The sequence below is a fragment of the Pseudomonas ceruminis genome, from assembly GCF_021602025.1.
In the GTDB taxonomy this organism is placed as follows: Bacteria; Pseudomonadota; Gammaproteobacteria; order Pseudomonadales; family Pseudomonadaceae; genus Aquipseudomonas; species Aquipseudomonas ceruminis.
The window spans coordinates 185,186-206,088 of the sequence record NZ_BQHW01000008.1; the positions used below are offsets into that span (position 1 = coordinate 185,186).

Annotated in this window: 23 protein-coding genes; all 23 read left to right on the plus strand. The window is 62.5% G+C overall.

What is annotated here, in order from left to right:
- Positions 1-12: 12 nt before the first annotated feature.
- Positions 13-489, plus strand: coding sequence for a DUF2280 domain-containing protein (locus L6D80_RS12480; RefSeq protein WP_176516940.1), 477 nt, complete (start codon positions 13-15; stop codon positions 487-489).
- Positions 464-1,792 carry a phage terminase large subunit family protein gene (locus L6D80_RS12485; protein WP_054915212.1) on the plus strand — a complete coding sequence of 443 codons (1,329 nt, stop codon included), beginning with the start codon at positions 464-466 and terminating at the stop codon, positions 1,790-1,792. The genes L6D80_RS12480 and L6D80_RS12485 overlap by 26 nt, the downstream gene beginning before the upstream one ends.
- Positions 1,792-3,225: a DUF4055 domain-containing protein gene (locus L6D80_RS12490; protein WP_176516938.1), complete on the plus strand. Its 1,434-nt coding sequence runs from the start codon at positions 1,792-1,794 to the stop codon at positions 3,223-3,225. The genes L6D80_RS12485 and L6D80_RS12490 overlap by 1 nt, the downstream gene beginning before the upstream one ends.
- Positions 3,170-4,264 carry a minor capsid protein gene (locus L6D80_RS12495; protein ID WP_054915210.1) on the plus strand — a complete coding sequence of 365 codons (1,095 nt, stop codon included), beginning with the start codon at positions 3,170-3,172 and terminating at the stop codon, positions 4,262-4,264. Before L6D80_RS12490 ends, L6D80_RS12495 begins: the two co-directional genes overlap by 56 nt.
- A gap of 113 nt (positions 4,265-4,377) precedes the next feature.
- Positions 4,378-5,151 carry a hypothetical protein gene (locus tag L6D80_RS12500; protein WP_176516936.1) on the plus strand — a complete coding sequence of 258 codons (774 nt, stop codon included), beginning with the start codon at positions 4,378-4,380 and terminating at the stop codon, positions 5,149-5,151.
- Positions 5,152-5,154: 3 nt separating this feature from the next.
- Entirely contained in the window at positions 5,155-6,132 is a 978-nt protein-coding gene (locus tag L6D80_RS12505; RefSeq protein ID WP_176516934.1) for a major capsid protein, read from the plus strand.
- A gap of 46 nt (positions 6,133-6,178) precedes the next feature.
- Positions 6,179-6,484: a HeH/LEM domain-containing protein gene (locus L6D80_RS12510; RefSeq protein ID WP_176516933.1), complete on the plus strand. Its 306-nt coding sequence runs from the start codon at positions 6,179-6,181 to the stop codon at positions 6,482-6,484.
- Between the two features lie 3 nt (positions 6,485-6,487).
- Positions 6,488-6,865: a hypothetical protein gene (locus L6D80_RS12515; protein ID WP_176516931.1), complete on the plus strand. Its 378-nt coding sequence runs from the start codon at positions 6,488-6,490 to the stop codon at positions 6,863-6,865.
- Between the two features lie 3 nt (positions 6,866-6,868).
- Entirely contained in the window at positions 6,869-7,261 is a 393-nt protein-coding gene (locus L6D80_RS12520; RefSeq protein ID WP_054573900.1) for a hypothetical protein, read from the plus strand.
- 1 nt (position 7,262) lies between these two features.
- Positions 7,263-7,937 carry a hypothetical protein gene (locus L6D80_RS12525; protein ID WP_176516929.1) on the plus strand — a complete coding sequence of 225 codons (675 nt, stop codon included), beginning with the start codon at positions 7,263-7,265 and terminating at the stop codon, positions 7,935-7,937.
- The gene (locus tag L6D80_RS12530; RefSeq protein ID WP_054573898.1) at positions 7,934-8,347 is read left to right on the plus strand and encodes a phage tail terminator-like protein; all 414 of its coding nucleotides are present in this window, start codon (positions 7,934-7,936) and stop codon (positions 8,345-8,347) included. Before L6D80_RS12525 ends, L6D80_RS12530 begins: the two co-directional genes overlap by 4 nt.
- 103 nt (positions 8,348-8,450) lie before the next feature.
- Entirely contained in the window at positions 8,451-8,966 is a 516-nt protein-coding gene (locus L6D80_RS12535) for a hypothetical protein (protein ID WP_054573897.1), read from the plus strand.
- Between the two features lie 98 nt (positions 8,967-9,064).
- A complete protein-coding gene (locus L6D80_RS12540) occupies positions 9,065-9,838 on the plus strand; it encodes a phage tail tip fiber protein (protein WP_054573896.1) in 774 nt (257 codons plus the stop codon).
- A gap of 63 nt (positions 9,839-9,901) precedes the next feature.
- Positions 9,902-10,561 carry a phage tail protein gene (locus L6D80_RS12545; protein ID WP_176516927.1) on the plus strand — a complete coding sequence of 220 codons (660 nt, stop codon included), beginning with the start codon at positions 9,902-9,904 and terminating at the stop codon, positions 10,559-10,561.
- A gap of 9 nt (positions 10,562-10,570) precedes the next feature.
- On the plus strand, positions 10,571-10,954 hold the full coding sequence (locus tag L6D80_RS12550) for a phage tail assembly chaperone (protein WP_176516925.1): 384 nt from the start codon (positions 10,571-10,573) through the stop codon (positions 10,952-10,954).
- 68 nt (positions 10,955-11,022) lie between these two features.
- Positions 11,023-11,268: a DUF1799 domain-containing protein gene (locus L6D80_RS12555; protein ID WP_373876108.1), complete on the plus strand. Its 246-nt coding sequence runs from the start codon at positions 11,023-11,025 to the stop codon at positions 11,266-11,268.
- A 3-nt stretch (positions 11,269-11,271) separates the two neighbouring features.
- The gene (locus tag L6D80_RS12560; RefSeq protein ID WP_176516924.1) at positions 11,272-14,733 is read left to right on the plus strand and encodes a phage tail tape measure protein; all 3,462 of its coding nucleotides are present in this window, start codon (positions 11,272-11,274) and stop codon (positions 14,731-14,733) included.
- Positions 14,733-15,071 carry a phage tail protein gene (locus L6D80_RS12565; protein ID WP_176516922.1) on the plus strand — a complete coding sequence of 113 codons (339 nt, stop codon included), beginning with the start codon at positions 14,733-14,735 and terminating at the stop codon, positions 15,069-15,071. The genes L6D80_RS12560 and L6D80_RS12565 overlap by 1 nt, the downstream gene beginning before the upstream one ends.
- A gap of 9 nt (positions 15,072-15,080) precedes the next feature.
- Positions 15,081-15,830 (plus strand): phage minor tail protein L, encoded by a 750-nt coding sequence (locus L6D80_RS12570; RefSeq protein WP_176516920.1) that lies wholly within the window; start codon positions 15,081-15,083, stop codon positions 15,828-15,830.
- Positions 15,831-15,832: 2 nt separating this feature from the next.
- Complete coding sequence (locus tag L6D80_RS12575; RefSeq protein WP_176516918.1) at positions 15,833-16,588, plus strand: C40 family peptidase; 756 nt, start codon at positions 15,833-15,835, stop codon at positions 16,586-16,588.
- Between the two features lie 34 nt (positions 16,589-16,622).
- On the plus strand, positions 16,623-17,042 hold the full coding sequence (locus tag L6D80_RS12580; protein ID WP_176516916.1) for a hypothetical protein: 420 nt from the start codon (positions 16,623-16,625) through the stop codon (positions 17,040-17,042).
- A gap of 41 nt (positions 17,043-17,083) precedes the next feature.
- Positions 17,084-17,665, plus strand: coding sequence for a tail assembly protein (locus tag L6D80_RS12585; protein ID WP_176516914.1), 582 nt, complete (start codon positions 17,084-17,086; stop codon positions 17,663-17,665).
- A 56-nt stretch (positions 17,666-17,721) separates the two neighbouring features.
- Positions 17,722-20,903 (plus strand): TipJ family phage tail tip protein (locus L6D80_RS12590; protein WP_236183047.1); only part of this gene is annotated, 3,182 nt, incomplete at its 3' end.

Here is a 20,903-nt window from a genome sequence, read left to right on the forward strand (position 1 = left end):
GGAAAACAATCTATGGCAGCCCTGAGCAACGAGGTGAAGGCCTTCATCGTTCAGGCGTTGGCCTGTTTCGATACACCGTCTCAGGTGGCAGAGGCCGTCAAAAATGAATTTGGCATTGAGATCAGCCGCCAGGCTGTTGAAAGCCACGACCCAACCAAGCGAGCAGCACGCAACCTGGCCAAGCGCTGGGTGACCCTGTTCGAAGACACCCGCAAGCGTTTCCGCGAAGAGACAGCAGAGATCCCGATCGCCAACCGCGCCTACCGGTTGCGAGCCCTGGGCCGAATTGCTGAGCGCGCCGAGACGATGAAGAACCTTCCGCTTGCCATCCAAGTGCTGGAGCAGGCGGCCAAGGAAGTTGGCGACGTATACGTGAATCGCCGCCTGGAACCCGACAAGCCCCTGGGCTCCCAGGCGGACCAGCAGCACGCCGTTGCTGAGTACAAGCTGGAGCCAGACGAAGGTGTCCCGACTACCCCGTACCTATGATCCGCCGGTGAAGCTGACGCCGAAGCAGGCGAACATCTACTGCTGGGGTTTCCAGCCTGAGGCGCGCTTCCGTGATGCGGTGTGCGGGCGACGATTCGGCAAGACCTTCCTCGGCAAGGCAGAGATGCGCCGCGCGGCCCGGCTGGCTGCGGAGTGGGGCGTGAGCGTCGAGGACGAGATCTGGTATGGGGCGCCAACGTTCAAGCAGGCCAAGCGGGTGTTCTGGCGCCGGCTGAAGCAGGCCATCCCTGAGGCGTGGCGCGCAGCACGGCCGAACGAGACCGAGTGTTCGATTACTCTCAAGTCCGGCCACATCATGCGCGTGGTCGGCCTGGACAACTACGACAACCTGCGGGGCTCGGGCCTGTTCTTCGTCCTGGTGGACGAGTGGGCGGACTGCCCGTGGGCGGCCTGGGAAGAAGTCCTCCGGCCGATGCTCTCGACCTGCCAGTACACGATCCCCCAGACCGGAGAGTCGCGCAAAGGCGGACATGCGCTGCGGATCGGCACCCCGAAGGGTTTCAATCACTGCTACGACACTTACCGCGACGGGCAGCCGGGCGGCGAGCCTGACCACAAGAGCTGGCAGTACACCTCGCTGCAGGGCGGCAACGTCCCGGCCGAGGAACTGGACGCCGCTCGCCGCAAGATGGACCCGCGCACGTTCCGCCAGGAGTACGAGGCAGGGTTCGAGAACTATGCCGGGGTCGTCTACTACACATTCGACAGGGCAGAGTGCCGGACCAGCGAGCGCATCAAGCCGGGAGAGGCGATACACATCGGTATGGACTTCAACGTCATGAAGATGGCCGCGGTTGTGTACGTGGTCCGAGACGGCTTGCCGTTGGCGTTGGATGAGTTCCACTCGGTGCGTGACACGCCCGAGATGATCGAGAAGATCAAGGTGCGTTTCTCTGGTCACAGCGTCTCTGTTTACCCAGACGCCAGCGGACAGAACACCAGCAGCAAAAACGCCAGCGAATCGGACCTGTCCCTGCTCAAGAAAGCCGGCTTCACCGTGGTGGTCGACTCACAGAACCCCGGCGTGAAGGACCGTATCAACGCGGTCAACGCCATGTTCCTGAACACCTACGGGGAGCGGCGCATGATGGTCAACATCGACCAGTGCCCGCAGCTCACTCAGTGCCTGGAGCGGCAGACGTACACCGACAAAGGCGAGCCGGACAAAGACCCCAAGAAGGGGCACGACCACATGAACGACGCCGCCGGCTACTTCATCGCCAAGCGGTTCCCGATCAAGACTCAGTCCGCCGGCACCCGCCGCATCGGAGGTTTGGCGTAATGCCTGTTCAATCAACCAATCCAGACTACGACGCTCACATCGAAGAGTGGCGGATGATGGACGACGCCCTGGAGGGCGAATGCGCCATCAAGCGCAGCCCGCGCAATTTGCCGAAGCCAAGCGGTATGGTCGAGGCAGAGAAGCTGGACGGCGCAGGCAATGCCTACCTCTACCGGAACTACACTGACCGCGCTCAGTACGAGCACTGGGTGCGTGACTCGCTGCGCTCGATGATGGGCTTGGTATCGCGGCTGATACCCGAGGTGAAGCTGCCTGCGGGGCTGAAGGGGCTTGAGGACAACGCCACGGCCGACGGCTTCGGCCTGACTCAGCTGTTCCTGCGGATCGTGCGCCAGGCAATCTCTCATGGCCGGGTACCGCTGGTGGTCAACATCGATGATGCGGGCCAGCCGTACTTCGCCACCTACGCGGTGCGCAACGCCATCAACTGGGACACTGCCGATCAAGGCGGCCGCCAGGACCTGGCGTTGTCAGTGTTCCGTGAATTCCGGCGCAAAGAGCAGGATCGGTACAGCCACGAATGCGAGACGGTCTATCGCGAGTTCTACATGGACGGCACGGTCTGCCGCACTGGCGTGCGCAACGAGGCCGGAGAGCTGGTAGAGGATGACCGGCCACTGGGTGTCGTCGACGGCAACGCCAACCTAGTACGGGGCCTGGGCTACATCCCGGTCATCTACTGCGGCTCGACCGACAACTCACCGGACGTGGACGAGGTCCCGCTGCTGACCATGGCCCGGGCTGCGCTGAAGTCGTACCAGCTCAGTGCCGACTACTTCACCGCACTGCACCAGACCAGTCACCCGCAGCCGTGGGTATCAGGTCTAGACGATAGCGTGGAGCTCAGCGTGACCGGGCCGTCTGCGGCCTGGGATCTTGGGCCGAACGGTAAATGCGGCTACCTAGAGTTCCAGGGCGCTGGCATTCAGGCAGTGCGCACGGCGATGGGCGACCAGAAGAACGCCGCGCTCGAAGCTGGCGCCAAGGTCATGGACGTCTCAGGCACCGAATCGGGCGAGGCCCGCAAAACCCGCCAGAACGACCAGCATGCAACGCTGCATAGCATCGTGATGACCGCTGCAGAGGCCATCGAGCAGGCCCTGCGGTACGCCGCAGAGTGGACCGGCTTCAACCCCGACGAGGTGGTCTTCACGGTCAAGCCTGAGTTCGTGATCCCTGAGGTCAGCGCCCAGGTGCTGGCCGAGCTGCAGAAGAGCGTCATGGCAGGCACCATCAGCGCCGAGACGTATTGGCAGTACCTCACCACTGGCAAGCTGCCCGAGCGCCCGTACAACGAAGAGGCCGAGCTGATCGGCGACGACCACGACGCGGGCGGCGTCAACCTGGACAAAGACGATGGCGACGAAACCGACGCAGACGGCGGACGAGGTGCTGCTGGAGCAGGTCAGTAGGCACGCGGTACTGCTGGAGCGGCTCAAAGCTGGCGAGGTCAAGAAGTTCGAAACCTACCTGCGCCGAGCTGACAGCCATGTCCGTGACCAGCTCACCCGCAAGGAACTGACCACCTACGGCCGGAGCAGGCTGGAAGAGTTCCTTGGGCGGGTGGGCGGCAAGCTGCTGGAGATCTACAAGGCCTTCAGCGACCGGATGCAGTCCGACCTGGTGGACATCGCGCAGTACGAGGCCGCATTCGAGGGCCGGAGCTTGGCCAAGGCGCTGCTGATCGACGCGATCATGCCGGCGGACTCGCTGCTCAGGGCGGCGATCAACACGCAGCCCCTACAGGTGGCGGGCGTCGACGGTGGCAAGCTACTGAAGTCATTCCTCAGTGGCTGGGCGCGTGTCGAGTCGGACCGAGCAACCAACGCCATCCGCATGGGCGTCGTCCAAGGCCAGACCAACGCCGAGATCACGCAGGCAATACGTGGCACCGCCGCGCAGAACTTCACCGACGGTGTGCTGGCAGTCACGAACCGAAGCGCCCGAGCAGTCGTCCAGACAGCAGTCCAGCATGTGGCCACCACGGCGCGTATGGAAACGCTCAAGGCCAACGCCGAGGTTGTACCGGGCTATCGGATCGTCGCCACTTTGGACCGGAAGACCAGCGTGCAGTGCCGGAGCCTGGATGGCCGGGAGTACGAGGTGGGCAAGGGGCCCGTGCCGCCGTTCCACATTCACTGCCGAACCACCATCACGCCGATCACCAGGTTGTCGGCGCTGTTCGGTCAAGGGGCCACGAGGGCCGCAGTGGGTGCGGATGGCGGCGGGCAGGTCTCGGCAAGTCTCAGCTACTACCAGTGGCTCAAAACGCAGCCGGCGGCCTTCCAAGATGCCGCGCTGGGGCCGGTGCGCGGCAAGCTTTTCCGAGATGGGGGGCTGACGGCCGAGCGCTTCGCCGCCCTGCAACTGGACAAGAACTTCAAGCCGCTGACGCTGGACCAACTCAAGGAGTTGGAGCCGTTGGCGTTTGAGCGGGCCGGCATCAGCTGATCCGCGCCACAAAACGCAGAGCCACGATTTCGTGGCGCGATCTACAGGCCTCGCAATTGCGGGGCTTTTTCATGCCCGCCAGGCGGGCCAATCAATCCCCAGGGGATAGCCACATGCCTTTTGACTTCGACCCGGCCGCCCACGGCCTCACCCTCGACGAAACCCAAACCGCCGCGCTGAAGGCGGCGCTGGGCGGCGAGGTGCAGAAATTCCTGGACGGTGAGGTCTCGGGCCTCAAGACCAAGAACCAGGAGCTGATCGGTTCCAACAAGACCATCAAGACCGAGCTGGACAAGCTGAAGGGTCAATTCGAAGGCCTGGATATCGAGGCCGTGAAGGGTCTGCTGGCCAAGGTTGGTCAGGACGAGGAGACCAAGCTGATCGCCGAGGGCAAGCTGGACGAGGTCATCACCCGCCGCACCGAGCGCCTGCGTACCGACCTGGACAAGCAGGTCAAGGCCGCCAACGAACGCGCGGACAAGGCCGAAGCCTTCGCTGCCAAGTACAGCGACAAGGTGCTGGCCGATTCCATCCGCGCTGCCGCCATCAAGGCCGGCGCGCTGCCAGAGGCTGCCGAGGACATCATCTTGCGCGCCCGGGGCACCTTCAAACTGAGCGAAGACGGCGAGCCCGTTGCCACCGACCGTGCCGGCGAAGTCGTGTACGGGAAGGACGGCAAGACCCCGCTGTCTCCCCTCGAATGGGCGGAATCGCTGCGCGAAACCGCTACCCACCTGTGGCCAAGGGCCCAGGGTGCCGGACAGACCGGCGACAACGGTGGCAAGGCCACGAAGAAGTGGGGTGAGTACACCGAGACCGAGCGCGCTGCGATCGCTCGCGACAACCCCGAAGCATTCAAAAAACTGCAAGCCACCCAAGGAACCTAATCCATGGCCACGACCCAGCTGTCGGACATCTTCGTCCGCGACTACTACGGCGCGCTGGCGCCGGTGAACACCCCTGAAAAAACTTCCGTCTTCGAATCGGGAATCGTGACCCGCTCGCCGACGCTCGACAATATCGCCAACAACGGCCAGGGCACCTCCGAGATCAGCTATTGGCAAGATCTCGACGCCGACGAGGCGCCGAACATCTCCAACGACAACCCGGATGACCTGGGCGAGGTCGGCAAGGCCGAGCAGGGCAGCATGCGGGCCCGTACGCTTTACCTCAACAAAGGCTACGGTGTTGCCGACCTCACTGCTGAGCTGGCTAATAGCGAGCCCATGCAGCACATCCGCAACCGCTTCGGTACGTACTGGACCCGCCAGTGGCAGCGTTATCTGCTGGGCGCTGCACGAGGCATCATCGCGTCGAACATTGCCAACAATGCCGGTGACATGGTCAAGGACGCAGGTGCCACCATCAGCGCCACCGCGTTTCAGGACGCTGCCTTCACTGCCGGCGATGCGGCCGACATGTTCGGAGCCATCGGCGTCCACTCGGTGGTCATGAACCAGATGGTCAAGCAGGACCTGATTGAGTACCTGCGCGATTCGACCGGCAAAATCATCCTGGCCACCTACCTCGGCAAGCCGGTGTTCATGGATGACAGCCTGACCTACGCGCCCGGTCAATTCCTGTCGGTATTCTTCGGCCAAGGCGCTTTCGGTTATGGCGAGGGGGCCCCGCATGTACCGGTCGAGCTGCAGCGCAAACCGGACGGTGGCAATGGCGGCGGTGCCGAAGTCCTGTGGGAACGCAAGACCTTCATCCTGCAGCCCGCCGGTTTCAGCTGGAAAGGCAGCAACAACCTTAACCTGAGCCCGAACGCCGCCCAGTACGCCAGCGCTGCGAACTGGGAACGTGTGTTCGACCGCAAGCAGGTGCCGTTCGCCGCCGTCATCAGCGGCACCGCCACCCCTTAACCCATGATGCGGGGCGCCGTCTTGGCGCCCTGTGCAGGAGATCGATATGAAAGTCATCTACACCGACAAGCCAGGTCGCGAGCGCGGCGTTTGTTACCGGCTCCTGAGCCAGTTCTTCGGGGTCATCGACGGCGCAACGCATGTTGTGGTCGAAGGCGAGGCGCCCGAGATCGTCGAGGCCTATGAGGCTGCGGGTATCAAGGTTGGCGAGCAAGACGGCCAAGAAGAGGCCGAGACTGACCCGCGCAAGATGAACGCTCCCGAACTGAAGGAATGGCTCACTGCCAAGGGCATCGAGTTCGACGCCGGCGCGAAAAAGCCCGACCTGCAAGCCCTGATCCCCCAGGAGTAAGCCATGACTGACTTCATCACCGTCGCAGATGTCGACCAGAAGCTCGGGCTGGGCTGGGCTGGCACCGGTGATGCGGTCCTTGCCGTGGCCATGGCCAACGCCTGGCTCACGGCCAAGATCAAGCGAACGGTGCCAGATCCGGTGCCGGACGCCATCGTGAGCGCCGGCGCGCAGGTGGCCAAGCTGGCTGCGGCCGGCAAGTTGTACAAGGACACCCAGCGCGAGGTGCAGAGCAAGACGGTGTCGGCCCAGGCTGGCACTTCGACCAGCAAGACCTACGTCGCGGGATCTGTCGATCGCTCTGCTGGCGAGAACTTCGCCCTTGACCTTATCGCCCCGTGGATCAGGCGCACTGGCACCGTGATGCTCAAGAGGATCTGACCCATGGGCATGCGCGAAGAACTACAGGCCGAGCTGGCGGAAGCGTTCGACGATCCAGATGGCCTGGCCGATGCGGTGAAGCCCGTTGCTGGGAGCCGTATCGTAAAGGGCGGATATGACCCCGAGATCGGCGGCACGGTGCCGGCGTCAACCATCTACTACGCCGGCCGCGGCGTGTTTGGCAGCTATCTGGCCAAGGAGATCGACGGGACCCGCATCCAAACCGAGGATGTGAAGCTGCTGGTGCTCCAGAACGAGATTTTCGAGGGGCAGGCCGGTGCCGCTACCGATGTTCCAGCTGCCCCCAAGATTGGTGACCAGGTGAGCGGGTACCGCGTGCTCAACGTTTCCGAGGACCCGGCTCAGGCTACCTGGACCATTCAGCTGAGGAAGTGACATGGCGCGCGGCTCACACATGGCCCAGCGATACGGCGGGCAGCAGGGCGGGTTCGCTGAGGCCATACGGGCCTTCGCAGAACAGGCGGAGCAAGCCCTGGACGCGACCTTCCGCGAAATCGTGATCGAGATCGGCAGCAGCGTCATCCGCATGTCACCGGTAGGCAACCCGGAACTATGGGCGGCCAACGTGGCTCACCGGGCCAAGGCCAACAAGGCCGCCGATGACTACGACTTCAAGGTCGCGGTACGCAACACCTTGATCAACCTGAACCAGGACAACTTCACCAAGGCCGGCAAGCTGCGCAAGGGCGTGAAGTACGCCAGGCCCCTCACCAAGACGGAGCGCGAGCAGAATTTCGCCACCAATGGCCTGGTAGCGGGCCAGGGTTACGTCGGCGGACGGTTCCGCGGCAACTGGCAGTTCTCCATCGATTCACCGGCTACCGAAGAACTCGACCGCATTGATCCATCTGGCAGCCAGGCGATTGCCGACCTGATTGCCCAGGTGCAGGCGCTAACCATCGGGCAAACCGCCTACATCGTGAACAACTTGCCCTATGCCGTTCCTTTGGAATATGGCCACTCAACTCAGGCACCGCATGGCATGGTCCGGGTGACCCTGGCCAAATTCCAAGCGATCGTCGATCAAGCCATCAGGAACAACCAGATATGAGCCAGGCACTCGCCCGACAGGCCATCGAGATCAAGCTGATGGCCTGGGCCACGGCGCGCCCGATTCGGGTCGCGAACTTCGAGCAGGGTTTCGAGGCTGGGCCCGATGAAACCTACCTGCAGGCTTTCCAACTGCCGGCGGGCACCACCTGCCGCTATCTGGGCGGCGATGCCTACGAGTACGCCGGCATCTACCAGGTCAGTATCGTTTGCCCGGCGGGCCAGCCTCTCGCTACAGCCGAAGCCCTGGTCGGCGAGCTTTCGGGCCTCTTCCGGGTGGATTCGGAACTCAGCCGCAATGGCTTCGAGGGCCTAGTCACCGAGCCAGTTGATCAGGGCCCAGCCATCCCCGAGTCGGCCACCTACACGGTACCGGCCAGCTTCGCCTACCGCGGCGTCGCGGACCAGTAACACCGGTCATCTTTCAGGCTACAGCTAGGGGGCACCCGAAAGCGCCTTCCCTGGGGTGTTGCTGTGGCCGATTCATTCCCAGGGCTATCGCAGGGGATACACCATGGACAAACTGATTATCGGCGACACCGAGCTAAACGTGATCGATCACGGCGGTCAGCCTTGCCTGACGCTGGTCGAGGTCGCAACCGCGCTCTACGGGAAAGGGGGTGACGGAAATGCGACCCCCTTTGAAACCCGCGTGCGAGACCTTTACCGGCGCCATGCGGACGAGTTCACCCCGACCATGACGGCCCTGGTCAAGATGAAAACCCGGGGCGGCGAGCAGGAGGTGCGGGTATTCAGTCTTCGTGGCGCCCATTTGCTTGGCATGTTTGCGCGCACGGAACGGGCCAAAGCTTTCCGGCGAAAAGTCCTCGATGTGCTGGATGAGCAAGCGCGCCAGGGACAGTCGCTTGGCGTCGAGTTCCAGCGCACGCTTCTCGAGTACAGCGGCAAGCAGGCGGTCGCCAGCTTGTGTGGGAAAGGCTTGCGCCAGTGGCAACGACAGAAGCCACCCCTTGAAGCAAAACTGAGCGATCTCGCTTCGCAGTTGCAGCCATCACTCCCACTTCATTGACAACCACCCTGACGAACGAAAGCCTGCCTTGTGCGGGCTTCGTCGTTTTTGGAGATCCGAAAATGCAGAGCGTCAACTACGTGCCAGGAATTTCCGGCATGCGCATCGACTTCCAGAGTGGCGCGATCGAGATCAATGGCGGCAGCGCTGCCGGCGGAGGCTTGCCCAGCGAGCCGCAAATGATCAATGTCACGGCCGGACAGTGGTCGGAATGCGATCTACCAAGCAATGCAATCGATTACTACAAGTTCATCGGCGAACAAGTGATGAGAATTCCCATCGAGCATCGCGATAGCGCTGAGTTTTCGACTGAAGACATATCGTTTGACCGCGACGGCTCCGATGTCCGCACCCGGCTCACCTACCAGCGACTGGAGACTGCTGAAGAGGCCAAGGCCAGGGCATCACTTCCAGCCGATTCGGTAGTGATAAGCGAGCGTGGCGACGCGACCATCACCTCCAGAGGGCGAGTCGTTGTTCGCCTGGGTTGCTGGAATGATGACGAGCAGCCCGCCGAGCAGCCATTTGCTGTCGAGGGTGATCAGGTGTTCATCAACCAGGCCCTGATTGATCCTGCGATGTGGAGCTTGAAGATGTCGTTGAACTCGCAGGGGCAGTACGTGGCCGCGGGTATCGGGTATGGCATCGATCCTACCCAGGGCGAAGCCAAGGATGGTCAGAGGAAAATTGACCGCGCCATCGAGAAGGGCGACGCCACTGAGATCCTAAGCCTGATCGCCGACCAGATCGCCCGGGCTGACCTCGGCCAGGACCTGCGCGACGCGATTGCCAAGATCGCTGACCCTACCGAAACCATCCGTCAGGTGATCCGCGACGAGTTCAAGCCAGGCGGCCTTTTGCATCGCCGCTGATCAAAACACCACCTAAACCCGCCGCGTGCGGGCTTTTTCGTTTCTACCCAAGAGGAAAACACCATGGCCGCACGCTTCCCGCTGCCAAACGGCGCCGTGCTGGAGATTGCACGCGTCATCGGCGCTGCCGTCCCATTCACCGCGCTGACCAATGCGAAGCCTCCGGTGGCGACTGCTGCCGGTCACACCATCCAAAACGGCGACGTTCTGCTGGTCAACTCCGGCTGGGCGCTGATCAACGACCGTGCCGTTAAGGCATCCGCTGTTGCTGCTGACGCGTTCTCCCTGGCCGGCCTGGACACCAGTGATGTAGAGCGTTACACCGCCGGGGCTGGGGTTGGCTCTGTGCTCCCGGTATCCGACTGGGTGCAGATCTCCAAGGTAACGTCTTTCAACTCGGCCGGGGGCGAGCAGCAGTACGCTACTGTCGGGTACCTAGAAGACGACGATGACAAACAGTTCCCAACCAACCGCAACCCGACAACCCTGTCTATTGTGGTCGAGGACCAGCCCTCTGCGGCTTACGTTGAGGCCGTTGAAGGCTACGACTCTTCGAAAGAGCTTGCAGTTATTCGTCTGAAGCTGCGCAACGGTGACCATATCCTGTATCCAGGCTACGTCAGCATCACTCCAGATCCCACAATGGAGCGGAACAACGTGATGACCCGCACCATCAGCGTTGGCCTGTCGGCTCGCTCGCTTCGTTACCTGGCCGGCGCGTAAGGAATTCTCATGGCGAAGATCAAAATCGCGCAGAACCCCACTTTCGCTGCCGTGGTGCAGGTTCCGCGCATTGGCGCCGAGCCGGCACCGGTGGAATTCCAGTTCCGCTACATGGACCGCGTGGCCCTGTCCGCAATGTTCGACCGCTGGAACAAGGCGCGCGACGCTTGGGCGGAAAAGTCCCAGAAGGACGGGGTGACTTGGGAGGAGGTCACTACCGGTGAAATCGCCCTGCAGGCTGAGCAGCTGGGCGATATCGTCACAGGCTGGGACCTGGAGGACGAGTTCAGCGCCGAGGCCATCGCCGACCTGGTGCGCACCTGCACCGGCGCACCGAAGGCAGTAATCGACGCCTACCAGGCCGCCTACAGCCCGGCCCGCCTGGGAAACTGAGGGCGGCGGCCCGGGCCTGCTACGAGCGCGGCCCGTCCGCCGAGCAACTGGCAGCGCTGGGGCTGACCCTGAATGACATCGAAGAGGAGGTAGTGGAGGTCTGGCCGGATGCATGGCCAGCCTTCCGTCTCTTCGATGCCATGGGTACTCAGTGGCGAGTGGCTTCTGGCGGCCCATCTGGCATGGACTACACCGCCATCCCCGCAACCGCCTTAATGCTCGGCATCAAGCGCCGCGACCTCACCGACATTTTCCCCGATCTCCGCGTCATGGAGGTTGAGGCCTTGGCCGTCATGGCCGAATCCATGGAGTAGACCATGACCACCATCGCTTCTCTCGGTCTTCAGATCGACTCAGGGGATGCCGTTGAGGCCAAGGACAACCTCGACCAGTTGACCGACGCTGGCAAGCGCAGCGAGGAATCGGCCGGGCGAACCGGGCGCGCTTGGGAGACTGCCCTGGGCAGCCTGCAGGGTGATACCCGGCAGATCGTGCAGGAACTGCAGGCGCTCAATACCAAGCAGGCCGAATTGGCGCAGCAGATGGCCACCGTGGGGCGCGCCGTTACCAGCGCTTCCACGGCATTCAGCAGCGCCGCGGCGAACATGGGAGCTTTCCGGGCCGAGGCCGCGCAGGCGGGCAAGGTGCAGGAGGCGCTCACCACCGCCACTGATTCCGGGGCCCAGGCTGGCCGGCGAGCTGCCGAATCCGCCGACGAGCAGCAAGCAAGGATTCTGGCCGTGGCCAAGGCCTCGCTGGAGGCCAGCCAGTACGTTCAATCGCTCAACCGGGCAACCGAGCAGAGTGCCGAGGTAACTGCCCAGGCGAACGCTGTATTGTCGGACAGCGCCAGTCGTCAAGCGTCCATCAATAGCCGGGCCCAGGCCCTCATCGCCACGGAAGAGCGCCAGGCGGAGGCGGCGAAGAAGGCCGCCGGCGCGCATCGGGAAGAAGGCCAGGCGCTCGAAGAGCTGCTGGGCAAAATTGACCCGACCGTCGCAGCAATGAGCCGCCTGGACCAGATGGAGCAGAAGCTGAAGGGCTTCCGCGCCAGTGGCGCGCTCGATGCGGACACCTTCGGCGAGTACCAGGCGAAGATCGACCAGGCGCGCACCGCATTGGGCGGCGCCGATGCTGCGCTGAACAAGACGGGCATGTCGGCCAAGGCCACCGCAGCAGCACTGCGCGGCGTACCGGCACAGTTCACCGATATCGTGGTGTCCTTGCAGGGTGGCCAGGCTCCGCTCCAGGTACTGCTGCAGCAGGGCGGACAGCTCAAGGACATGTTTGGCGGCATCGGACCGGCTGTGCAAGCCCTTGGTGGCTATGTCCTGGGCCTGGTGAACCCGTTCACCGTCGCGGCTGCAGCGGTTGCCGTGCTTGGATACGCCTACTACTCCGGCAGCGAGGAGGCCGTCGAATTCCAGAAGGCGTTGATCACGACCGGTAATGCCGCCGGCACTACGTCGGACCGCCTATCCGGGATGGCGCGCGAGGTAGCGGCCACTGTTGGCACCACCGGCGCTGCGGCAGAGGTGCTAACCCAGCTGGCCAGCAGCGGCAAAGTAGCCTCTGCCAGCTTCGTCGAGATCACCGAGGCCGCACTGGAGTGGCGCTCGGCGACCGGTACAGCGGTCGAGGAGACCGTGGCCGAGTTCGTGAAGATCGGAAAGGATCCAGTGGCTGCCGCCAAGGACCTCAGCGAGCAGTACAACTTCCTGACCGCTGCGACCTACTCGCAGATCGTTGCCTTGAAGGAGCAAGGCGACACCATCGGGGCTGCCAAGCTGCTCACCGACTCCTATGTCGATACCATCAAGAACCGGAGCAAGGAGGTCACCGAGAACCTGTCGATCTGGGAGCGCGGTTGGAAAGCCCTGCGGGGTGAGGTTGCTGCCACCGTAGACTCGGTCAAAAACATTGGCCGCGACCAGGACATCGCAAGTCGTATCGTCGACATGCAGCGCCAGGTCGCTGCGGCACAGAGCGCTGTGAATGCCGACGCTGACGACACTGACGCCCGGAAGAAGCTCACCAACGCTAGTCTTGAGCTGAAGGGGCTGATCCAGCAGCGCGACACTATGGCAGCAATTGCCAGTGCCCGCGCCTTGGATGCGCAACAGCAGCAGGCGGCAATTGTCGCGATGGGCAAAGTCGACGCGCTGGAAAAATCAGCATGGACGAACGCCGAGAAGCGTGCCGAAAAGCTCAAGGAATACAGGAAGTCGCTCGATGACATCAGGGAAAAAAATCCCAATGATGAGCGGCTGAAGCCGGAGCGAATCGCGCGGGTCGAAGCCGACATCGCCAAGCAGTTCAAGGATCCGGCCGGCCGCACAGGGTCAGTTGACCTCTCCGGTTTCAACGACCAGAAGAACGCACTTAGCGCCATCCTGGCCGAGTACAAGAATCACCAAAAGGAACTGGATGCGGCACAGAAGGCTGGCCTTATCTCCCAGGAGTCGTATGCCGCCCAGCGCGCGGCGATCATCGAGCAGCAGAAGGGCGACGTCACCTTCGCTTACGAGGCCGAGATCAAGGCACTGGAGGATGCGAAAGGCAAGAGCACTACCAGCGCCCAGCAGCGCATACAACTGGACCAGAAGATCGCCGATGCCCGCGCTGCTATGGTCAAGGCCCAGAAGGACGCCGACACCGAACTGGCGGTGCTGGCGACCAATGAGCAGGGCCGGCTGGCCAAGCAGGCCGCCGCTACCCAGGCCTATGTGGATCAGCTTGAACGCCAGCGCGCTGCGCTTTCGACTAGCGGTGACCGTTCTGCGGCTGCCATTGGTCTAGGAGATCGGCAGGCTGGCCTGCAGCGCGACCTGGACGGAGCAACTGATCGATTTAATGATGAGCGTGCCAAGCTTCTTGATCGCCGCCGCACCGCGCCGGACAAGTACAGCGAGGATGACTACCAGCGCGACCTGGCGATCCTGAGCAAAGCCGAGGAAGAGTACCGCGACACTGTCGTGGATAACTACGACAAAATCTCGGCTGCCCAAGGCGACTGGCGCAAAGGAGCATCCTCGGCCTTCCAGAACTACTTGGATCAGGCGCGGGATGTTGCCGGGCAGACGAAAAGCTTGTTCACGAATGCCTTCACCTCAATGGAGGATGCAGTCGTGAGCTTCGCCATGACTGGCAAGTTCTCGTTCTCTGACTTCACCAAGTCGATTCTGGCTGACATGGCTCGCATTGCTACACAGCAGGCAGCATCCGGTTTACTCGGCAGCCTGGTTAGCTGGGGTGCTACGGCAGCGTCTGCATATTTTGGTGGCGGGACCGGTAACGGCATGGCTGCTGGGTCTGCAGGGGCGGTCTCGTCCAATCTCGGCGCATCACAGGCTGGATACTCGAGCTCCTACCTCCCGCAGGCGCTGGGCGGTGCCTGGTCGAACGGCGTGCAATTGTTCGCCAACGGTGGAGCATTCACCAACACGATCGTCAGCACGCCTACGGCGTTCGGTATGGCCGGCGGAAAGCTTGGTGTAATGGGCGAGGCCGGTGACGAGGCAGTGATGCCCCTGACCAGAACTGCTGGCGGGCAGCTTGGCGTGATGGCGGTTGGCGGCGGTAGCGGCGGGACTGCGATCAGCGTGTCGGCTCCGGTCAGCATGGTGGTAGAAGATCGGAGTAGCGAGGGTATGGAGCTCGACCAAACGCAACTTCAGCAGAACATGCAGAAGCAAGTTCAGATGGCAGCCGAGAAGGCTGTGGCGGATTCTTGGAGGCCTGGTGGCGTCAGCTATCGAAACACTCAAGGGAGGCGCTGATGGCGATTGAAACATTTAGCTGGCCCACGCAACGGGGAGAGGCGCCTGACATCAGCTATCGAGTCCGGGAGGCGCGCTTCGGCGACGGATACCGGCAGGTGGTAGCTGACGGACCCAATAACAAGGAAGACAGCTACCCGGTCACCGTAACCGGCACGAAGGCCCAGGTCCGCAAGATCATGGAGTTTTTTGACCGGCACGGCGGCGCCAAAGCCTTTCTTTGGTCTACGCCGCTCGGTGACCTGGGGCTCTTTACCTGTACCGATCCAACGCCTACGCCAGTAGGCGGCGGTAGGTTCAAGGTCACTGCAACCTTCGAGCGGGCCTTCCACCCATAAGGATTCATCATGTCACTGATCAAGGATATCCAGACTCTGGAGCCTGGCAGCGAAGTACTGCTGTTCGAACTGGATGGCTCGGATTTTGGTGCTGACATACTCAGGTTCCACGGGCATGCAATCCCGCACACGCCGGAGGAACTGGGCGCTGCCGGCGCGAACGCCGACCAGCTGCCGGCCAAGTCGATATGGTGGCAGGGCAACGAGTACGGCGCCTGGCCCATGCAGATCGACGGCATTGAGGCGAACTCAGACGGTACCGCGGTGCGTCCAACGCTGACGGTGGGCAACGTCAATGGCCGGATCACCGCCCTTTGCCTGGCCTTCGACAATCTGCTCGAGTTCAAGCTCACCATGCGTCACACCATGGCGCAGTACTTGGACGCGGTGAACTTCCGGACAGGCAACCCAACGGCGGACCCCACCGAGGAGGCCATCGAGGTCTGGTACATCGACCAGAAGGTGTCCGAGAGCGGCACCACGGTAGCGTGGGAGCTGGCCAGCCCTGGCGATGTTGGCGGCGAAACCATTGGCCGGCAGATGACCCAGCTATGCCACTGGGCAATGACCGCTGGATACCGTGGCCCCAACTGCGGCTATACCGGCCCCTATTTTGACCTTGATGGGAAGCCCACCAGCGACCCAGCCAAGGACCAGTGCAATGGCTGCTTGGATTCAGGCTGCATTGTCCGCCACGGTCAGGGTAACCAACTGCCATTTGGCGGCTTCCCGGCCGTTTCACTGATCGCACGGAGCTGACCATGCGCAAACACATCCTGGCTGCCGTGCAAGTGCACGCTGCGGCAGAGTACCCACGCGAGTGCTGCGGGCTGATCATCGCCGTTGGTCGCTCACAGCGGTACATACCATGCGACAACACCGCAACCGACCCCGCCGAGGAGTTCCGTATCTCGCCGGAGCAGTATGCGGAAGCCGAAGACCAGGGCGAGGTGATCGGCATCGTGCACTCGCACCCGGACGCGACCAGCAGGCCGTCGCCGCGGGACCTGGCCATGTGTGAGGCCACCGGCTTGCCCTGGCACATCCTGTCGTGGCCGGAGGGAGATCTGCGCAGCGTCACGCCGACAGGTCACGCTCCGCTGCTGGGCCGTCCGTTCGTGCATGGCGCCTGGGACTGCTGGCAAGTCTGCGCCGACTGGTACAAGCGGGAATGGGGCCTGGAGTTCCCGGCCTACGCTCGGGAGGATGGGTGGTGGGAGCAGGCAGACGGCCCGAGCCTTTACGAGCAGGCCTATGAAGCTGCCGGCTTCTACCAGGTCAGCCAGCCTCAGCGCGGCGACATGATCGTCATGGCCGTCGGGCGCACGGCTCACCCAAATCATGCCGGCATCTACCTGGGCACCGACGCCCAGTTGCAGGAGGAGCATGCCCAGGTCTTCGGCCCTGGCCCCTTCATGCTGCACCACCTGCTGGGTCGGCCATCAGAAATTGTTGTGTTCGGCGGTCCTTGGCTCGAACGGACGCGCCTTGTTTTGCGTCACCGCGACGCCAAGTGATGGTACATTCCCGACTTTCAAAGGAGGGAATCACATGCGACTTCTGATCGGTGCGTTGGGGCTGGCGTTGCTGGGCGGATGTGCGACATCACCTGTCCCGCTAAACCAGGCTGAGCAGGCCCCTGCGAGCAGAATCTCTGGCTATCAGGCCGCTGTCAGCGGGGGCGGCCAGATCATCGTCACGCGCGATAGCGGCTTTCCAGGAGGAGGATGCTACGCAACCGTTTTCATTAACGGTGAGCCGGTAGCCCGGCTTAACCCCAAGGAAAAAGCTCATTTCAATGTGCCCGCGGGTGAGTGGATGGTTGGCGCTGCACTTGAAGGAAAAGGCCTCTGCGGATTGAATTCAGAGAGACTTGAGGCGGAGGCTCTGGTAAAGCCTGGGCAAACTAAAAAGTACCGAATTTACACGTCCGCAGATGGGGATGTGAGCGTAAAGCCAACCACATTTTAATGAGCCGCCTTCGGGCGATTTTTTAATGCCCGGAGGAAGCCATGGCAACAGCTGCAGACTACGACCCGATGACAACAATCAAGCTTTCTGGATCGCTTGCTCAGAAATTTGGTCGGGTCCATCGCAGAAAGCTTGAGGAAGGGACAACATCTGAAGCTTTCAGCGCTTTGAAGGCGACGCTTGATGGGTTCGATGCTGAAATCAAGCGACTCAGTGGAATGGGCATGAGGTTTGCGATTTTTCGTAACCGCAAGAACGTGGGTATGGATGACTTAGGGCGTCGTGGAACCCATGAAGTCCGTATTGTTCCCGTGGTGGAGGGTAGTAAGCGCGGTGGGGTGCTTCAGACAATAGTCGGAGTGGTCCTGATCGTGGCTAGCTTCTTCGGAGCCCCTACTCTGCAGATAGGTATCGCGCTGGTCGCTGGTGGCGTAATCCAGATGCTCAGTCCCCAGGCAAAGGGCTTATCTCAAAGTGCCGCACCCGAGAACCTGCCGTCATATGCCTTCGGCAGTGCCAAAAACACCACAGCCAGCGGAAACCCTGTCCCGATCTGTATTGGCGAACGCCGCTGGGGCGGTGCTGTTATTTCTGCCTCGATTCGCGCAGAAGACAAGACCTAGCGTCATCACAACCAACAAGCCGCCTACGGGCGGTTTCTTTTTGCCTGGAGAAAAGTATGGGCGTAGCAGAGCACCTGGAGATCGCTGGCGCGAAAGGCGGCAGTAGCAAGCCGAAGACGCCTGTTGAAGCGCCGGACAGCCTGCAGTCGACCAACATTGCTAGCATTTTGCTGGCCGTAGGCGAGGGTGAATTTGACGGCACGCCGACCGATCGCGACATCTACCTCGACAACACGCCGATCATGGATGCCAGCGGCAACGTGAACTTTCCGGGGGTGAAGTGGGAGTGGCGCCCAGGCTCCGTAGAGCAGGAATATATCCAGGGTATCCCTGCGATCGAAAACGAGACCACCGTCAACGTCGAGCTGCGCAGTGACAATGCATTCACCCGCGCCCTGAGCAACACCCAGCTTTCCGCCGTGCGCGTGCGCATGTCCTGGCCGCGCCTGGTACAGCAGGACAGCAGCGGCAACACCAACGGTTACCGCATCGAGTACGCCATCGACATCGCCACTGACGGCGGAGCTTATGTGGAATCTCACCGCGGTGCAGTTGATGGCAAGACCACCAACGGTTATCAGCGTTCTGTGCGCGTGAATCTGCCGGCGGCGACCTCTGGCTGGATGCTGCGCGTGCGGCGAATCACCCCAAACGCCAACAGTGGCACCGTCGCGGATACGATGACCATCGCTGGCTACACCGAGATCATCGACGAGAAATTGCGGTACCCGAATACCGCGTTGCTGTACATCGAGTTCGACGCTCAGCAGTTCCAGAACATCCCGGCTGTTACCGTGAAGTGCAGGGCCAAGCGTTGGCCGGTGCCCAGCAACTACGACCCCGAGACCCGCACTTATACCGGCGTGTGGGACGGCACCTTCAAGCAGGCGTGGACCAACAACCCTGCATTTGTCACCTACGGCCTGTGCGTCGAGGATCGTTTCGGCCTGGGCAAGCGCATCAAGTCGTGGATGGTCGACAAGTGGGAGATGTACCGCATCGCGCAGTACTGCGACCAGCTGGTTCCGGACGGCATGGGCGGGCAGGAGCCGCGCTATCTGTGCGATATGAACCTGCAAGGGCGGGCCGAGGCCTGGACATTGCTACGTGATTTGGCCGCCATCTACCGGGGCATGGTGTACTGGGCCCACGGATCGTTGTTCATGCAGGCGGACATGCCGCGCGCCCAGGACATCGACTACGTGTTCACCCGGGCCAACGTCATCGACGGCGACTTCGTCTATGGCGGCGCGGAGCGCAACACGCACTACAGCCGGGCCCTGGTCAGCTACGACAACCCGGCCAACAACTACGACACCGATGTCATCCCGGTGACCGACAACGCGCTCCAGCGCCGGTACCGCGACCGCCCAATCGAGATCTCGGCGATTGGCTGCACCCGAGCCTCCGAAGCCCAGCGCCGGGGCAAGTGGGCGCTACTGAGCAACAGCCAGGACCGCACCGTTACCTTCAAGACCGGCATGGAAGGCCGCATTCCGCTGCCTGGCTACGTCATTCCTGTGGCTGATGAGCTGGTCGCGGGTCGTCCAAACGGCGGCCGGATTTCGGCGGCGGCCGGCCGCGTGGTGACTCTGGACCGTGACACGCTGATCAAGGCAGGCGACCGCCTGATCCTGAACCTGCCGAACGGCACCGCCCAGGCACGCACCGTGCAGTCCGTCGCCGGTCGTGCAGTGACGGTGACCACCGCGTATGGCGTTCAACCTGAGCCTGAGCTGCAGTGGGCGATCGACTACGACGACCTGGCGGTTCAGCTGTTCCGGGTACTGAAGACGACGCGCACCCAGGAGGGCGAGTACGAGATCACCGCGCTCGAGTTCAACCCGAGCAAGTTCGCGGCGATCGACACCGGCGCCAAGCTGGACGAGCGCCCGATCAGCGTTATCCCGGTGACCACCGTGCAGCCTCCGGCAAGCGTGACTCTGTCGTCCGCCCACATGATCGACCAGGGTATCGCCGTCAGCACCATGACCATTGCCTGGCCGGCAGTGGAGGGGGCTGTTGCCTACGACGTGGAGTGGCGCAAGGACAGCGGCAACTGGGTTCGCCTGCAGCGTACCGGCGCGGCTTCGGTCGATGTGGTGGGCATTTACGCGGGTGCTTATCTGGCCCGGGTGCGTGCCGTGAGTTCGTTTGACATCACGTCGACCTGGAAGAGTTCGATCCTGACCGAGCTGAATGGCAAGGAAGGCATGCCCCCGGCTGTGACCTTCCTCGACACCGAGAGCCTGCTGTTCGGCATCGGCATCAAGTGGGGCTTCCCTGCTGGCGCCGAGGACACCCAGCGCACCGAGCTGTGGTACAGCGAGGGTACCGACCTAGGCCAGGCCACCAAGCTGGCCGACCTGGCGTACCCACAGAACGAATACGTGATGCAGGGCCTGCGTGCTGGCCAGCAGTTCTACTTCTGGGCGCGCCTGGTGGATCGCACCGGAAACCTGGGGCCTTTCTTCCCGGTCGCCCCGGGCGTGATCTCAGGCATGGCCAGCGCCGACCCCGGTCCGATCTTGGAGCAGATCAAGGACCGGATCACCGAAAGCGAACTGGGCAAGGAGCTGACCGAGCGTATCGACCTGATCGACATGAACGGCCCTGGCTCGGTGAACGAGCGCCTGGGCGAGGTACGCAGCGAGCTGAACGAGCAGATTGTCGAGGTCAACAACTCGGTCAACCAGGTGCATCGCGACCTGCAGGAGCAGATCGACAACATTGCCGACCTGGCCGACTCGATGCCCTACAAGCCAGACCAGGCCTACACCGCTGGTCAAAGCGTGCTGGGCGAGAACGGCAAGCTGTACCAGGCGAAGGTCGCTGTGCCCACCGGTAATCCGCCGCCGAACGACACCTACTGGACCGACATCGGCCAGGCGGTGCAAACGGCGAATGGCATGGCCGCCCGCGTGCAGACCGTGGAAACCAAGGTGCAGACCTTGGAAGGCACCACCAGCGCGCAGTCCCAGCAGATCACGGGCCTGCAGTCGAGCTTGACTACCACCAACGGCAACGTCGCTGCAGCGCAGCAGGCCGCCCAGGACGCGGCAACGCTGGCTGGCGGCAAGGGTAAGGTTATCGTGCAGTCGGCTGCGCCGCCGGTCGCTGATCGCTTGGCGCAGAACCTCTGGATCGACACCACGGGCAACGCGAACACACCGAAGCGCTGGAACGGTTCGGCATGGGTTGCGGTGACCGATAAGGTGGCCACCGATGCCGCGGCAGC

Bases quoted from the DNA above. Each gene is read 5' to 3' on its own strand.
- L6D80_RS12580 (WP_176516916.1), top strand. From the start codon at position 16,623: ATGCGACTTCTGATCGGTGCGTTGGGGCTGGCGTTGCTGGGCGGATGT.
- L6D80_RS12530 (WP_054573898.1), top strand. From the start codon at position 7,934: ATGAGCCAGGCACTCGCCCGACAGGCCATCGAGATCAAGCTGATGGCC.
- L6D80_RS12520 (WP_054573900.1), top strand. From the start codon at position 6,869: ATGGGCATGCGCGAAGAACTACAGGCCGAGCTGGCGGAAGCGTTCGAC.
- L6D80_RS12545 (WP_176516927.1), top strand. From the start codon at position 9,902: ATGGCCGCACGCTTCCCGCTGCCAAACGGCGCCGTGCTGGAGATTGCA.
- L6D80_RS12535 (WP_054573897.1), top strand. From the start codon at position 8,451: ATGGACAAACTGATTATCGGCGACACCGAGCTAAACGTGATCGATCAC.
- L6D80_RS12500 (WP_176516936.1), top strand. From the start codon at position 4,378: ATGCCTTTTGACTTCGACCCGGCCGCCCACGGCCTCACCCTCGACGAA.
- L6D80_RS12550 (WP_176516925.1), top strand. From the start codon at position 10,571: ATGGCGAAGATCAAAATCGCGCAGAACCCCACTTTCGCTGCCGTGGTG.
- L6D80_RS12515 (WP_176516931.1), top strand. From the start codon at position 6,488: ATGACTGACTTCATCACCGTCGCAGATGTCGACCAGAAGCTCGGGCTG.
- L6D80_RS12575 (WP_176516918.1), top strand. From the start codon at position 15,833: ATGCGCAAACACATCCTGGCTGCCGTGCAAGTGCACGCTGCGGCAGAG.
- L6D80_RS12510 (WP_176516933.1), top strand. From the start codon at position 6,179: ATGAAAGTCATCTACACCGACAAGCCAGGTCGCGAGCGCGGCGTTTGT.
- L6D80_RS12495 (WP_054915210.1), top strand. From the start codon at position 3,170: ATGGCGACGAAACCGACGCAGACGGCGGACGAGGTGCTGCTGGAGCAG.
- L6D80_RS12505 (WP_176516934.1), top strand. From the start codon at position 5,155: ATGGCCACGACCCAGCTGTCGGACATCTTCGTCCGCGACTACTACGGC.
- L6D80_RS12540 (WP_054573896.1), top strand. From the start codon at position 9,065: ATGCGCATCGACTTCCAGAGTGGCGCGATCGAGATCAATGGCGGCAGC.
- L6D80_RS12560 (WP_176516924.1), top strand. From the start codon at position 11,272: ATGACCACCATCGCTTCTCTCGGTCTTCAGATCGACTCAGGGGATGCC.
- L6D80_RS12585 (WP_176516914.1), top strand. From the start codon at position 17,084: ATGGCAACAGCTGCAGACTACGACCCGATGACAACAATCAAGCTTTCT.
- L6D80_RS12525 (WP_176516929.1), top strand. From the start codon at position 7,263: ATGGCGCGCGGCTCACACATGGCCCAGCGATACGGCGGGCAGCAGGGC.
- L6D80_RS12565 (WP_176516922.1), top strand. From the start codon at position 14,733: ATGGCGATTGAAACATTTAGCTGGCCCACGCAACGGGGAGAGGCGCCT.
- L6D80_RS12480 (WP_176516940.1), top strand. From the start codon at position 13: ATGGCAGCCCTGAGCAACGAGGTGAAGGCCTTCATCGTTCAGGCGTTG.
- L6D80_RS12490 (WP_176516938.1), top strand. From the start codon at position 1,792: ATGCCTGTTCAATCAACCAATCCAGACTACGACGCTCACATCGAAGAG.
- L6D80_RS12570 (WP_176516920.1), top strand. From the start codon at position 15,081: ATGTCACTGATCAAGGATATCCAGACTCTGGAGCCTGGCAGCGAAGTA.